Annotated in this window: 14 protein-coding genes and 1 pseudogene; 10 read left to right on the top strand and 5 right to left on the bottom strand. The window is 61.7% G+C overall.

What is annotated here, in order from left to right; all coding sequences use genetic code 11:
• Nucleotides 1–26 precede the first annotated feature (26 nt).
• Nucleotides 27–2,864, bottom strand: coding sequence for a bifunctional [glutamate--ammonia ligase]-adenylyl-L-tyrosine phosphorylase/[glutamate--ammonia-ligase] adenylyltransferase (gene glnE, locus ACQUTP_RS20520; protein WP_074186563.1), 2,838 nt, complete (start codon nucleotides 2,862–2,864; stop codon nucleotides 27–29).
• A gap of 20 nt (nucleotides 2,865–2,884) precedes the next feature.
• Entirely contained in the window at nucleotides 2,885–4,183 is a 1,299-nt protein-coding gene (locus ACQUTP_RS20525) for an inorganic triphosphatase (protein WP_032456631.1), read from the bottom strand.
• A 214-nt stretch (nucleotides 4,184–4,397) separates the two neighbouring features.
• Here ACQUTP_RS20525 and ACQUTP_RS20530 point away from each other — a divergent pair, with 214 nt between their 5' ends.
• The gene (locus ACQUTP_RS20530; protein WP_004205252.1) at nucleotides 4,398–5,018 is read left to right on the top strand and encodes a TIGR04211 family SH3 domain-containing protein; all 621 of its coding nucleotides are present in this window, start codon (nucleotides 4,398–4,400) and stop codon (nucleotides 5,016–5,018) included.
• Between the two features lie 61 nt (nucleotides 5,019–5,079).
• Nucleotides 5,080–6,321, top strand: coding sequence for a multifunctional CCA addition/repair protein (locus ACQUTP_RS20535; RefSeq protein WP_017899740.1), 1,242 nt, complete (start codon nucleotides 5,080–5,082; stop codon nucleotides 6,319–6,321).
• An 11-nt stretch (nucleotides 6,322–6,332) separates the two neighbouring features.
• Here the strand turns inward: ACQUTP_RS20535 and bacA are convergent, their stop codons facing one another.
• Together bacA and folB are read right to left on the bottom strand one after the other, a co-directional pair.
• Nucleotides 6,333–7,154, bottom strand: coding sequence for an undecaprenyl-diphosphate phosphatase (gene bacA, locus ACQUTP_RS20540; RefSeq protein ID WP_004205255.1), 822 nt, complete (start codon nucleotides 7,152–7,154; stop codon nucleotides 6,333–6,335).
• Between the two features lie 198 nt (nucleotides 7,155–7,352).
• Complete coding sequence (gene folB, locus ACQUTP_RS20545; RefSeq protein ID WP_004150923.1) at nucleotides 7,353–7,736, bottom strand: bifunctional dihydroneopterin aldolase/7,8-dihydroneopterin epimerase; 384 nt, start codon at nucleotides 7,734–7,736, stop codon at nucleotides 7,353–7,355.
• 107 nt (nucleotides 7,737–7,843) lie between these two features.
• On the opposite strand from folB, the gene plsY reads away from it, so the two are divergent.
• Both plsY and ACQUTP_RS20555 read left to right on the top strand, forming a co-directional pair.
• Nucleotides 7,844–8,461, top strand: coding sequence for a glycerol-3-phosphate 1-O-acyltransferase PlsY (plsY, locus tag ACQUTP_RS20550; protein WP_004205257.1), 618 nt, complete (start codon nucleotides 7,844–7,846; stop codon nucleotides 8,459–8,461).
• Between the two features lie 149 nt (nucleotides 8,462–8,610).
• Nucleotides 8,611–8,712: pseudogene (locus ACQUTP_RS20555) on the top strand (hypothetical protein); the annotation flags it as partial.
• A gap of 10 nt (nucleotides 8,713–8,722) precedes the next feature.
• Here ACQUTP_RS20555 and ACQUTP_RS20560 read toward each other — a convergent pair.
• Complete coding sequence (locus tag ACQUTP_RS20560; RefSeq protein WP_032447021.1) at nucleotides 8,723–8,869, bottom strand: hypothetical protein; 147 nt, start codon at nucleotides 8,867–8,869, stop codon at nucleotides 8,723–8,725.
• On the opposite strand from ACQUTP_RS20560, the gene ACQUTP_RS20565 reads away from it, so the two are divergent.
• The 6 genes from ACQUTP_RS20565 to ACQUTP_RS20590 are packed head-to-tail and all read left to right on the top strand — an operon-like array spanning nucleotide 8,859 to nucleotide 13,183.
• The gene (locus tag ACQUTP_RS20565; RefSeq protein ID WP_017899739.1) at nucleotides 8,859–9,683 is read left to right on the top strand and encodes an urease accessory protein UreD; all 825 of its coding nucleotides are present in this window, start codon (nucleotides 8,859–8,861) and stop codon (nucleotides 9,681–9,683) included. The two genes, ACQUTP_RS20560 and ACQUTP_RS20565, sit on opposite strands and share 11 nt — an antisense overlap.
• 9 nt (nucleotides 9,684–9,692) lie before the next feature.
• Nucleotides 9,693–9,995 carry an urease subunit gamma gene (locus ACQUTP_RS20570; protein ID WP_002916871.1) on the top strand — a complete coding sequence of 101 codons (303 nt, stop codon included), beginning with the start codon at nucleotides 9,693–9,695 and terminating at the stop codon, nucleotides 9,993–9,995.
• Between the two features lie 9 nt (nucleotides 9,996–10,004).
• Nucleotides 10,005–10,325 (top strand): urease subunit beta, encoded by a 321-nt coding sequence (locus ACQUTP_RS20575; protein WP_017899738.1) that lies wholly within the window; start codon nucleotides 10,005–10,007, stop codon nucleotides 10,323–10,325.
• Nucleotides 10,318–12,021, top strand: a complete 1,704-nt coding sequence (ureC, locus tag ACQUTP_RS20580) for an urease subunit alpha (protein ID WP_004205260.1) — start codon at nucleotides 10,318–10,320, stop codon at nucleotides 12,019–12,021. Before ACQUTP_RS20575 ends, ureC begins: the two co-directional genes overlap by 8 nt.
• A 9-nt stretch (nucleotides 12,022–12,030) precedes the next feature.
• Entirely contained in the window at nucleotides 12,031–12,507 is a 477-nt protein-coding gene (ureE, locus tag ACQUTP_RS20585) for an urease accessory protein UreE (protein WP_017899736.1), read from the top strand.
• Nucleotide 12,508: 1 nt separating this feature from the next.
• A complete protein-coding gene (locus ACQUTP_RS20590; protein WP_004205263.1) occupies nucleotides 12,509–13,183 on the top strand; it encodes an urease accessory protein UreF in 675 nt (224 codons plus the stop codon).
• The last annotated feature ends 1 nt before the right edge of the window (nucleotide 13,184 follow it).

The following is a 13,184-nucleotide window of genomic DNA, read 5'->3' on the forward strand; positions in this document are numbered from 1 at the left end:
CGATAATAGCACACCCGATTTTATAGTTAAGCCATCAGCCACTTCTGCCAGCTGGCGCTGACCTGCTCACGCTCCCGGCTGAATGCCTCCAGCGCCACGTGTCCCGGCAGCTCCTGCAGGGCCAGGTGATGGAGCGCATCACGCAAGGTGGTGTACGCGTGCGTTAAAGCTCGCGCTTCCTCCTCGTCCATGATGTCGTTCTGCGCCAGCAGCTCGAGAATACGCACGTTATCAGACCAGCGGGTCAGCTTTGGCTTGTCGCTGGCATAGCGTAGGACCAGATACTGGGTAATAAATTCAATATCCGTGATCCCACCGGCATCGGCTTTGATATCAAAACGATCGGCATGTTTGTTGCCAAGGTGGGCACGCATCTTCTCGCGCATCTCGCGAACCTCGGTCTGCAGGGTCGCGCCATCCCGCACGGTGGTCAGAATATCGCGCCGAATGGCGTCAAATCGCGCCTGCAGCGCCGGGTCGCCATAGACCACGCGAGCGCGCACCAGCGCCTGATGCTCCCATGTCCAGGCTTCGTTCTGCTGATAGTCGGCAAACGCGTCGGCGGTGGTGACCAGCATCCCCGCCGCGCCGGAAGGGCGCAGCCGGGCGTCAACTTCGTAGAGAATACCGGACGAAGTGCGGGTGCTGAACAGATGCATGATCCGCTGAGCCAGCCGCAGGTAGAACTGACGGCCGTCGATCTCCCGCTCGCCGTCGGTCATCACCTCCGGCGGGCAGTCATGGAGGAACACCAGGTCGAGATCGGAACTGTAGCCCAGCTCCCAGCCGCCGAGCTTGCCGTAGCCGACGACGGCGAAGCCGCGCCCCTGGCGATCGTGCAGATGGGTCGGCTGGCCGTAGCGGGCCACCATCTGTCCCCATGCCTGCTGCACCACCGCGTCGAGGATGGCTTCGGCAAGCCAGGTTAAGTGATCGCTAACCTTCATCACCGGTAGCGTGCCAGCGATATCCGCCGCGGCGATATGCAGCTGCTGCGCCTGCTTGAACTGGCGCAATGCCTCCAGCTGCTGCTCTTCATCCTCTTCCGGCACCCGCAGCAGATACTGACGCAGCTCATCGCGATAGGCATCGGTCGCCGTCGGCTGATAGAGGGTGTTGGGATCCAGCAGCTCATCAAGCAGCAGCGGGTGGCGCGCCAGCTGGCTGGCGACCATCGGCGACGCGGCGCAGAGCGTAATCAGGTGCTTCAGCGCGCCGGGGAATTCGCTCAGCAGTTCAAGATAGGTGGTGCGAGTGACGATCCCGGTCAACAGCGGCGTGATCCGCGCCAGAGGCAGCGGCGCATCGGCGCGCGAGCAGATTTCGCTCAGCAGATGCGGCATCAGTTGATCCAGCACCTGGCGGCCGCGCGGGCCGATGGTGCGCCGATCCAGCTCTTTACGGAAATCGGCAATCAGCGCCAGCACGCTGCGGCGGTCGGCGTCGTTTAAATGCGCCAGCGCCGGGCTGGCGTCATCTTCTTCCAGCGCATCCTGCCACAGCTCGCGCCAGTACTCGGCGAGCTGCTCATCCGGCGACTGAGCCTCATCATCGCCGATCAGCTCATTAAACACCCGCCGCACGCTGGCCATATGGCTCGCCAGCTGCGCGCTCAGCGTCTCCCAGTCGTCAGTATGCATCCCCCACGCCAGCCTGGCGCGGTTCAGTTCATCTTGCGGCAGAGTCTGGGTCTGCTCATCGTTGATGCTCTGCAACAGATTTTCCAGCCGGCGCAGGAACAGATAGGCCGCGCGCAGCAGCGCCGCGTCGCCTTCCGGCAGCAGATGCAGCTCATCAATCGCCGCCAGCGTCGGCAGCAGCGCCCGCTGCTGCAGCGCAGGTTCGCGACCGCCGCGGATCAGTTGAAAGACCTGCACGATAAATTCAATTTCACGGATCCCGCCGGCGCCGAGCTTGATGTTGTCTTTCAGCCCGCGACGCCGCACTTCGCGAGCGATCATCCCTTTCATGTTACGCAGCGACTGGATCACGCTGAAGTCGATATAGCGGCGGAAGACGAAGGGGCGAAGCATCGCGCGCAGCTCGCTGGCGTAGGCGTCGTCGTTATCGCCCATGATCCGCGCTTTCACCATCGCGTAGCGTTCCCAGTCCCGGCCCTGCTCCTGGTAATAATCCTCCAGCGCCGCAAAGCTGAGCACCAGCGGCCCGCTGTCGCCAAACGGTCGCAGGCGCATGTCCACCCGATAGACAAAGCCGTCCTGCGTCGGCTGGTCGAGCGCCTTGATCAGCCGCTGCCCCAGGCGGGTAAAGAACTGGGCGTTATCCAGCTCGCGGCGGCCGCCACGGGTGGCGCCATGCTCAGGCCAGGCAAAAATCAGATCGATATCGGAAGAGAAGTTCAGCTCGCCGCCGCCCAGCTTTCCCATCCCGAGGATCAGCAGCGGCTGCGGCTGACCCTCGGCGTTGCAGGGCGTTCCCCACTCCTTACAGCAGGCGGCATACAGCCAGTCGCGAGCGGCGACAATCAGGGTCTCTGCCAGGACGCTCAGCTGCTGCAGCGTCTCTTCTTCGCTTACCAGCGACAGCGCCTGCGCCCAGGCAATGCGGACCATCATCTGGCGGCGGAAAAGACGCAGCTCTCGCATCAACCCCGCTTCGTCAGCCACCGCTTGCAGGCGATCCTGCAGCCAGGTCTCGTAATGCCGCCACTCTTCCGCCTCCGGCGAGGAGTCCGCAAGCTCGTTCAGCCAGCCTGGCTGGGCGATCACACTCTGTTCGACAAAATCACTGAACGCCATCACCGACCGGGCCTGCGGGCTCAGTTCGGCGACGGGAAAATCCGCTGGCAGGCGGTCAGCGACCGTCTGCCAGTGCTGCTGTAACTGCGAAGAAAGCGGCATCATAGGGGCTCCCTGGCCTGTAATTATCGTTTTCCACTATGCAGCCAGAACGGCTCGGCAGCCAGCGCCTGGCGACGGAAATATTCAAAGACGCTGCGGTCGTCATGCTCTATCGCACGCTGAAGCTCCTGCCAGTTCTCCAGCCACGGCGCGACGGCGTCGCCATAGGCGCCCGCCAGCAGCTGGACGCTGTCGATATCGCGGGACAGCTTCGGCAACTGGTCGGCGGCATCTTCAACCGCCAGATGCTGCACGGCGCTGCGCAGCTCGGCCGCCACCCGCGAGAGGTTAATATCGGCAAACCGTTTGAACGATCCGGCTATTTTTTTCTCTCCCGCCTCGTTGAGGAACGGACGCCAGCCGCGCTGGACCAGCCATTCGGTCAGCGCCAGTTTGGCGGCGACGACCTCGGTGCGGAATAACGCCTCCTCGGCGGTGTCCGCGGCCAGCAGCGCGGCTTCGGCGTCGTTCAGCAAGGCGCGGAGGTGGGTGGTCGCCTTCCGCGGCACGATGCCGCCGAACAGCACGAGGGCATGGCGCACGCGGGCCAACGCCAGCAGGATTTCCGCTTTAGCTTTCGCGTTGCCGCGCAGCCAGACCTCATCGTGATACAGCCAGTGCGCCAGGGCGCTCTCCAGCGCCGCCTCCAGCCCCTGCTCCACGCTGGCCTTCGCCGCCACCGGCAGCACCGCCAGCCGGGCCACCGGGCGCTCATTGTTGCCTTGCGCCAGATGATACCCGCGCGCGGCTTTGCTCAGGCTCCCCTGACGCAGGACGCCGCTCTCCAGCAAACGCTGCGCGAAGCGCAGCAGATCGGCGGTCTCCCCGGCGAGCAACTCCAGCTCCAGCTCGCAGATCGGCTCCTGATGCTCGCCCGCCTTCACTTCGCCGCGATCGAGGGCAATCTCAATCTCACTCTTTCCTTCCTGGATCACCCAGCGTTCACGGGCAAAATCGGTGCTGAACAGCGGCTGGACATGCTCCGCCAGCGCGGTCGGAAGTTCCCCTTGCGGCCAAACCTCCGCCGGCAGGCGCTCAAGCGCCAGCTCCGGTTTATCCAGGGGAATATTGTATTCCGGGCGCTGGTGCAGGCCGCCCACCACCCGACCGGCGATTTTCAGCGTCATTTCATAACGCCCCTGATCGCCGCGGATGCGCAGCCCCATGTCGTGACGACGCAGCCAGTTATCGGCGGTTTCGTAATAAATGTTCAGCAACTGGCCCGCGGGCGTATGTTTCGCCTCGAGCGCATTGAGCTGCTCGCGCAGCGTCTCTACCCCATCCTGAGCGACGATAAACTTAAGTTCGATTTCTTGAGCCATGACTGAATTCTTCCGCTTCTGTGCTGCGCCGACAAATTGCGGCGAACTTACGACGATATTTTTTGTCAGTAGATAGTATTTTGCGGCGAATCGCCATGCAACGCGCTTTTTGCCGGGCCACCTCCTGGATGATTCCGATTGTGGCGGAAAACTTTGCGTCGCTCTGGCGATGCCTCTACTATCGTTCCACTTTTTATGACCAAACGATGACCTGATGCCAAAATTACGCCTGATTACTTTTACTTTGCTCGCGCTTAGCGCCGCCACGGCGGTTCACGCAGAAGAAAAGCGCTACGTTTCCGATGAGCTGAACACCTGGGTTCGCAGCGGCCCGGGCGATAATTATCGTCTGGTCGGCACCATCAACGCCGGGGAAGAAGTGGCGGTGCTGCAAACCAACGACAGCACCAGTTACGCGCAGATCCGCGACGCCAATGGGCGTACTGCCTGGATCCCGCTGAAAGAGCTGAGCAACGAGCCCAGCCTGCGCACCCGCGTCCCGGATCTGGAAAACCAGGTCAAAACGCTGACCGATAAGCTGAATAATATCGACGCCACCTGGAACCAGCGCACGGCGGATATGCAGAAGAAAGTCGCCGGCAGCGACAGCGTGATCAACGCGCTGAAAGACGAGAACCAAAAGTTGAAAAATGAGCTGGTTGTCGCGCAGAAGAAGGTGAATGCGGCGAATCTGCAGCTTGATGACAAACAGCGCACCATTATCATGCAGTGGTTTATGTACGGCGGCGGCGTGTTGGGCGTCGGTCTGCTGCTGGGTCTGGTGCTGCCGCATCTGGTGCCAAGCCGCAAACGTAAAGACCGGTGGATGAACTAATTCGTCTTCTCTGCCAGACTTACGTATCATCTTGCAAAAAACAGATACGGGAGAATCAGGCGTGAAGAGTTATCTGGTCGGCGGTGCGGTGCGCGACGCGCTGTTAGGACTGCCGGTCAAAGACCGAGACTGGGTGGTGGTGGGCGCCACCCCGCAACAGATGCTTGACGCGGGCTATCAGCAGGTAGGCCGCGACTTTCCCGTGTTCCTTCATCCGCAAAGCCGGGAAGAGTATGCCCTGGCCCGCACCGAGCGCAAATCCGGCGCAGGCTATACCGGTTTTACCTGCTATGCCGCCCCGGACGTCACCCTCGAAGCGGATCTGCTGCGCCGTGACCTGACGGTCAACGCCCTCGCCCAGGACGCCGACGGCGCAATTATCGACCCCTACGGCGGACAAAACGATCTCCGCCAGCGTCTGCTGCGCCATGTCTCCCCCGCCTTTAGCGAAGATCCGCTGCGCGTGCTGCGCGTGGCGCGCTTTGCCGCCCGCTATGCCCATCTCGGTTTTCGCATTGCCGAAGAGACCCAGACCCTGATGGCCGCCATGGTTGAGGCCGGCGAACTGGCCCATTTAACGCCGGAGCGGGTGTGGAAAGAGACGGAAAGCGCGTTGACCACCCGCAACCCGCAGGTCTTTTTTCAGACGCTGCGCGACTGCCAGGCCCTCAAGGTGCTGTTCCCGGAGATTGACGCCCTGTACGGTGTGCCGGCCCCAGCCAAATGGCACCCGGAAATCGACACCGGCCTGCACACCCTGATGACCGTCACGATGGCCGCGATGCTGTCGCCGGACGTCGATGTGCGCTTCGCCACCCTATGCCATGACCTCGGCAAAGGGCTGACGCCGAAAGCGCTCTGGCCGCGTCACCACGGCCATGGCCCGGCGGGAGTCAAGCTGGTGGAACAGCTCTGCGCGCGTCTGCGGGTGCCGAACGATATCCGCGATCTCGCGAAACTGGTGGCGGAGTATCATGATCTGATCCACACCCTGCCGATCCTGCAGCCGAAAACCCTCGTCAAACTCTTCGACAGCATTGACGCCTGGCGTAAACCACAGCGCGTGCAGCAGATCGCCCTCACCAGCGAAGCCGACGTTCGCGGGCGCACCGGTTTCGAGGCTAGCGATTATCCGCAGGGGCGCCTGCTATTAGAGGCCTGGGAAGTGGCGAGGTCGGTCTCCACCAAAGAGGTGGTGGCGGCGGGGTTTAAAGGGGCGGAAATTCGCGAGGAGCTGACGCGGCGGAGAATTGCGGCGGTGGCGCAGTGGAAGGAACAGCGTTGCCCCCAGCCGCAAGGCTGAGGGCGCAGGCCTTAGAAGAAGACCACGTAAACCGCTGCCGCGACGATAAAGCGGTAGATAGCGAACGGAATGAACGAGATCCGTTTGATCAGCTGCAGGAAGGTTTTAATCGCAATCAGCGCCACGATAAACGCCATCACGAAGCCGACGGCAAACATCGGGACATCGCCCATGTTGAGGAAGCCGATGCTCTTGTAGACGTCCAGCACCGTGGCGCCCATCATCATCGGTACCGCCAGCAGGAATGAGAATTCCGACGCCGCGTAGCGGCTGACGCCCATCAGCATGCCGCCGGAGATGGTCGCCCCTGAGCGGGAGAAGCCCGGCCACAGCGCCAGGCACTGGAAGCAGCCGATAACGAACGCCTGACGATAGGTCATATCGTCAATCCCGACCGCGCGCGGCTGTTTCGGCTTCAGCACTTCCGCCGCAATTAACAGCACACCGCCGACAATCAGGGCGTACATCACGTTTACCGGGTTAAACAAAGATTTAATGGTGTCGTGGAAAATAAGCCCCATCACCACCGCGGGGATCATGCCGAGAAGGATATGGATAAGCGACAAGCGACCGCTGCCTTTACCTTCGTGCTCCGGCGGCCTGCCGAAATGGATGCCGATCAGGCCGAACAGGCGACGCCAGAACATGACCACCACGGCGAGTATCGAGCCTAGCTGAATAACCACTTCAAAGGTATTTGCCGTATCACCTTCAAACCCCAGCAGGTGACCAACAATAATCATATGACCGGTACTGGAAACAGGTAAAAACTCTGTCAACCCCTCAACCACACCCAATATTGCCGCCACCAGCAGCGAGTGTATATCGCTCATCCAATTAAACCCTTTAAAAAAGTAAAATGAAAAAAACCAGGAACACGGTATCGTTCAACAGGCACAACCCGACTGCCAGAGGGCGCGCAATCCGCAGCATACACGGCGTACACAAGGATTCGCCTGCCGTTCTGGTAGAAGATCGCCAGTAAAATTGCCTGATGACCGGATGCTATGACCGGTATAAACGCAATTTGTTTAACAAGTATGACCTGAAAAGTTTTGTTTCAGATTAAGGCCACGTTCAATAATCACCCCGACGTTTGCCGCGCGAGCCACGGCGCCAGGTTTGCTGACTTTAATGCGCACCCATGGCGACTGGAATGTCTCCAGCAGCAGGTCGGCCACCTCTTCCGCCACCCGCTCCACTAACGCGAATTTTCCCCCCTCAACATGCGCGATGACGCGCTCGCTGATATCAGCATAGCTGAGGCAATCGCTGACATCATCGCTGGCGGCCGCCTTGCGGTTATCCCATGCAATTTCGATATCGAACACCAGCTTCTGCTCAATGGTTTGTTCCCAGTCATAAACACCAATGGTGGTGATTACCGAAAGTTGCTCTATAAATACAATATCCATCACGCCCTGCCTGCTTTTTAGCTAAACCGGATACCACTTCCGGCGAATTATGCGTATTATCCACAGATGCAGAGAATACAACGACATTTTCAAAACGGAACAGCGTTATGAGTGCAATCGCGCCTGGACTGGTACTCCTCGCCTACCTCTGCGGCTCCATTTCCAGCGCCATTCTGGTATGTCGCCTTGCTGGCCTGCCCGACCCACGCGACAGCGGCTCAGGCAACCCCGGGGCCACTAACGTACTACGAATTGGCGGAAAAGGGGCGGCCGTAGCGGTACTTATTTTTGATGTGCTGAAGGGCATGCTGCCGGTATGGGGCGCCTGGGCGCTGGGCCTGACGCCGTTCTGGCTGGGTTTAGTGGCGATTGCCGCCTGCGTGGGCCATATCTGGCCAGTTTTCTTTCATTTCCGCGGCGGTAAAGGCGTCGCCACGGCCTTCGGCGCTATCGCCCCCATCGGCCTCGACCTGACCGGCGTGATGGCCGGGACCTGGCTGCTGACCATCCTGCTCAGCGGTTACTCTTCCCTTGGCGCTATCGTCAGCGCGCTGATCGCTCCGTTCTACGTCTGGTGGTTTAAACCGCAGTACACCTTCCCGGTGTCGATGCTCTCCTGCCTGATCCTCCTGCGCCATCACGACAACATTCAGCGTCTGTGGCGCCGCCAGGAGAGCAAAATCTGGACGCGTGTGAAGAAGAAAAAAACGCCAGAAGAGAAGTAATCTCCCCTCCCGGCCCCGCCAGCCGGAGGGATCCCCGCTTCTATTTACCTGTCTCACCCGCCTTTTCGCCTTACGTCGTCATGATTGGCGATCTTCACCACATCCCTCTTTTGTAACAATGCGTTAGCGGTGACCCACAGCAAAAATCACGCCAGCGACCAGCGGCGCGGCGTTCCCCCCGCTGGCACCTTTTCCGCCGCGGCCAGGCAGCGGATCAGGATATTGACGGCAATGATTATCCGGGTGAATAATCCGGAGCGGTTATGCCGCTTTCCCCTTGCGCCCAATGCGACGCTGCGGGTAACAGATGACATAAGCGTTTCGTATGACCGGGATAATCTCCCGCCGATCAATACTCATTGCTGCTGTTTTATCTTGATTTTGCAGGGGCGCAACATTGCACGGCACCGTGTTACCACCACTCAAAAAAGGCTGGCAGGCCACGCTGGATCTGCGCTTTCAGCAGGCCGGCGGCAAGACCGTTCTCGCCAGCGCCCAACACGTCGGCCCGCTGACCGTCCAGCGCCCGTTTTACCCGGAAGAAGAGACCTGTCACCTCTATCTGCTTCACCCCCCCGGCGGCATCGTCGGCGGTGATGAACTGACGATTAGCGCCCACCTTGATCCCGGCTGCCATACCCTGATAACCATGCCTGGCGCCAGCAAGTTTTACCGCAGCAGCGGCGCGCAAGCGCTTTTGCGCCAGCAGTTGACCCTCGCCCCGCAGGCGACCCTGGAGTGGCTCCCGCAGGATGCCATCTTCTTTCCCGGGGCGAACGCCCGACTGTCCACCACCTTTCACCTGTGTGCCTCCAGCACCCTGCTGGCCTGGGATCTGCTCTGCCTTGGCCGCCCGGTGATCGGCGAAACCTTCAGCCACGGCACCCTCAGCAACCGGCTGGAGGTATGGGTGGACGATGAGCCGCTGCTGGTCGAGCGCCTGCACCTGCAGGAGGGAGAGCTCTCCAGCATCGCTGGACGTCCCTGGGTCGGCACGCTGCTGTGCTATCCGGCAACCGATGCCCTGCTCGACGGGGTGCGCGACGCGCTGGCGCCGCTCGACCTCTACGCCGGCGCCAGCCTGACCGACCGCCTGCTGACGGTGCGCTTCCTCAGTGACGATAATCTGATTTGCCAGCAGGTGATGCGCGACGTCTGGCAGTTTCTGCGTCCTCATCTCACCGGCAAGTCCCCCGTACTCCCCCGAATCTGGCTGACTTAAGAGAACGTTATGGAACTGACCCCCCGAGAAAAAGACAAGCTGTTGCTGTTTACCGCCGCGCTGGTGGCGGAACGCCGCCTGGCCCGCGGCCTGAAGCTCAACTATCCGGAATCCGTGGCCCTGATCAGCGCCTTTATTATGGAAGGCGCCCGCGACGGCAAAAGCGTGGCCTCGCTGATGGAGGAAGGTCGTCACGTCCTGACCCGCGAGCAGGTGATGGAAGGCGTCCCGGAAATGATCCCGGATATCCAGGTCGAAGCCACCTTCCCGGACGGCTCGAAGCTGGTCACCGTTCACAACCCGATTATCTGAGGCAGCGCCATGATCCCTGGTGAATATCACGTTAAGCCCGGCCAGATAGCCCTCAACACCGGCCGGGCGACCTGTCGCGTGGTCGTTGAAAACCACGGCGATCGTCCGATTCAGGTCGGTTCGCACTACCATTTCGCCGAGGTCAACCCGGCGCTGAAGTTCGACCGTCAGCAGGCCACCGGCTATCGCCTGAATATCCCGGCCGGCACGGCGGTACGCTTTGAACCTGGCCAGAAACGCGAGATTGAGCTGGTGGCCTTCGCCGGTCACCGCGCCGTCTTCGGCTTCCGCGGCGAAGTCATGGGCCCACTGGAGGCAAACGATGAGTAATATTTCACGCCAGGCCTATGCCGACATGTTCGGCCCCACCGTCGGCGATAAGGTGCGCCTGGCCGATACCGAGCTGTGGATCGAGGTGGAGGACGATTTGACCACCTACGGGGAAGAGGTCAAATTCGGCGGCGGCAAAGTGATCCGCGACGGGATGGGCCAGGGACAGATGCTGGCCGCCGACTGTGTTGACCTGGTGCTCACCAACGCGCTGATCGTCGATCACTGGGGCATCGTTAAGGCCGATATCGGCGTGAAGGACGGCCGGATCTTCGCCATCGGCAAAGCCGGCAACCCCGACATCCAGCCCAACGTCACCATCCCCATCGGCGCCGCGACGGAAGTGATTGCCGCCGAAGGAAAAATCGTCACCGCCGGCGGGATCGATACCCATATTCACTGGATCTGTCCGCAGCAGGCGGAAGAGGCGCTGGTCTCCGGCGTGACCACCATGGTCGGCGGCGGCACCGGCCCGGCGGCGGGTACCCATGCCACCACCTGCACCCCGGGGCCTTGGTATATCTCACGCATGCTGCAGGCGGCCGACAGCCTGCCGGTTAATGTCGGCCTGTTGGGCAAGGGCAACGTTTCTCAGCCGGACGCTCTACGCGAGCAGGTGGCGGCGGGCGTTATTGGCCTGAAGATCCATGAGGACTGGGGCGCCACCCCGGCGGCGATCGACTGCGCATTAACCGTCGCCGATGAGATGGATATTCAGGTCGCCCTGCACAGCGACACCCTCAATGAGTCCGGTTTTGTGGAAGATACCCTTGCCGCCATCGGCGGGCGCACCATTCACACCTTCCATACCGAAGGAGCAGGCGGCGGCCATGCGCCGGACATCATCACCGCCTGCGCCCACCCGAACATTTTGCCGTCCTCCACCAACCCAACGCTGCCCTACACCCTCAACACCATCGACGAACATCTCGATATGCTGATGGTCTGCCACCATCTGGACCCGGACATTGCCGAGGACGTGGCCTTTGCCGAGTCGCGCATTCGCCGGGAAACCATCGCCGCAGAAGACGTGCTGCACGACCTTGGCGCCTTCTCGCTCACCTCCTCCGATTCGCAGGCCATGGGCCGCGTCGGAGAAGTGGTTCTCCGCACCTGGCAGGTGGCGCACCGCATGAAGGTGCAGCGCGGCGCGCTGGCGGAGGAGACCGGGGATAACGACAACTTCCGCGTGAAGCGCTACATCGCCAAATACACCATCAACCCGGCGCTGACCCACGGCATCGCGCACGAAGTCGGCTCCATTGAGGTGGGTAAGCTGGCGGACCTGGTGGTCTGGTCGCCTGCCTTCTTCGGCGTGAAACCGGCCACCGTGATCAAGGGCGGCATGATCGCCATCGCGCCGATGGGCGATATTAATGCCTCTATTCCGACCCCGCAGCCGGTACACTACCGTCCGATGTTTGGCGCGCTGGGCAGCGCCCGCCATCACTGCCGCCTCACCTTCCTGTCGCAGGCAGCGGCGGACCATGGCGTAGCCGAGCGGCTGAACCTGCGCAGCGCGATTGCCGTGGTGAAAGGCTGCCGCACGGTGCAGAAAGCCGACATGGTGCACAACAGCCTGCAGCCTAACATCACCGTCGACGCGCAGACCTATGAGGTGCGGGTGGATGGCGAACTCATCACCAGCGAGCCGGCAGAGGTTCTGCCGATGGCGCAACGTTATTTTCTGTTTTAAGGAGTGCGGATGCTTTATTTAACTCAACGTCTGGAGACCCCCGCCGCCGCGACCGCCAGCGTTACGCTGCCGATTGATGTTCGCGTCAAAAGCCGGGTAAAAGTCACCCTCAACGATGGCCGGGAAGCCGGTCTGCTGCTGCCCCGCGGCCTGCTGCTGCGCGGCGGCGATGTGCTGAGTAACGAAGACGGCACCGAATTTGTGCAGGTGATTGCCGCTGATGAAGGGGTGTCGGTGGTGCGCTGCGACGACCCGTTTATGCTGGCGAAGGCCTGCTATCACCTCGGCAACCGTCACGTACCGCTGCAGATTATGCCAGGCGAGCTGCGCTACCATCACGATCACGTGCTGGACGATATGCTGCGCCAGTTCGGCCTGACGGTGACCTTTGGCCAGCTGCCGTTCGAGCCGGAAGCCGGCGCTTACGCCAGCGAAAGCCACGGTCATCATCATGCTCATCATGACCACCACGCTCACAGCCACTAGCATGTCGACAGCGGAACAACGCCTGCGGCTGATGCAGCTGGCCAGCAGCAACCTGCCGGTAGGAGGTTACAGCTGGTCCCAGGGGCTGGAGTGGGCTGTGGAAGCCGGCTGGGTGCCGGACGTCGCGGCCTTCGAGCGCTGGCAGCGACGGCAGATGACGGAAGGCTTTTTTACCGTTGACCTGCCGCTGTTCGCCCGCCTGTACCGCGCCTGCGACCAAGGCGATATCGCCGCGGCCCGGCGCTGGACGGCTTATCTGCTGGCCTGCCGGGAGACCCGTGAACTGCGGGAGGAAGAGCGCAACCGCGGCGCGGCGTTTGCCCGCCTGCTGGGCGACTGGCAGCCGGACTGTCCGCCGCCGTGGCGCACGCTGTGCCAGCAAAGCCAGCTCGCCGGGATGGCCTGGCTCGGCGTGCGCTGGCGCATCGCGCTGCCCGAGATGGCCTTAAGCCTGGGCTACAGCTGGATTGAGAGCGCCGTAATGGCCGGCGTCAAGCTGGTGCCCTTCGGCCAGCAGGCCGCCCAGCAGCTCATTTTACGTCTTTGCGACCACTATGCAGCGGCGATGCCCCGCGCACTGGCCGCGCCGGACGGCGATATCGGATCGGCCACGCCGCTCGCCGCCATCGCCTCTGCCCGGCATGAAACCCAATACTCCCGATTATTCCGTTCCTAGG

The organism is Klebsiella sp. 2-CIP_Kleb., from assembly GCF_050378715.1.
Lineage (GTDB): Bacteria > Pseudomonadota > Gammaproteobacteria > Enterobacterales > Enterobacteriaceae > Klebsiella > Klebsiella quasipneumoniae.

Excerpts from the sequence above, each read along its gene's own strand:
- ACQUTP_RS20525 (WP_032456631.1), bottom strand. The coding sequence starts at position 4,183 with ATGGCTCAAGAAATCGAACTTAAGTTTATCGTCGCTCAGGATGGGGTA.
- ACQUTP_RS20575 (WP_017899738.1), top strand. The coding sequence starts at position 10,005 with ATGATCCCTGGTGAATATCACGTTAAGCCCGGCCAGATAGCCCTCAAC.
- ACQUTP_RS20570 (WP_002916871.1), top strand. The coding sequence starts at position 9,693 with ATGGAACTGACCCCCCGAGAAAAAGACAAGCTGTTGCTGTTTACCGCC.
- plsY (WP_004205257.1), top strand. The coding sequence starts at position 7,844 with ATGAGTGCAATCGCGCCTGGACTGGTACTCCTCGCCTACCTCTGCGGC.
- ACQUTP_RS20530 (WP_004205252.1), top strand. The coding sequence starts at position 4,398 with ATGCCAAAATTACGCCTGATTACTTTTACTTTGCTCGCGCTTAGCGCC.
- bacA (WP_004205255.1), bottom strand. The coding sequence starts at position 7,154 with ATGAGCGATATACACTCGCTGCTGGTGGCGGCAATATTGGGTGTGGTT.
- glnE (WP_074186563.1), bottom strand. The coding sequence starts at position 2,864 with ATGATGCCGCTTTCTTCGCAGTTACAGCAGCACTGGCAGACGGTCGCT.
- ACQUTP_RS20590 (WP_004205263.1), top strand. The coding sequence starts at position 12,509 with ATGTCGACAGCGGAACAACGCCTGCGGCTGATGCAGCTGGCCAGCAGC.
- folB (WP_004150923.1), bottom strand. The coding sequence starts at position 7,736 with ATGGATATTGTATTTATAGAGCAACTTTCGGTAATCACCACCATTGGT.
- ureC (WP_004205260.1), top strand. The coding sequence starts at position 10,318 with ATGAGTAATATTTCACGCCAGGCCTATGCCGACATGTTCGGCCCCACC.
- ureE (WP_017899736.1), top strand. The coding sequence starts at position 12,031 with ATGCTTTATTTAACTCAACGTCTGGAGACCCCCGCCGCCGCGACCGCC.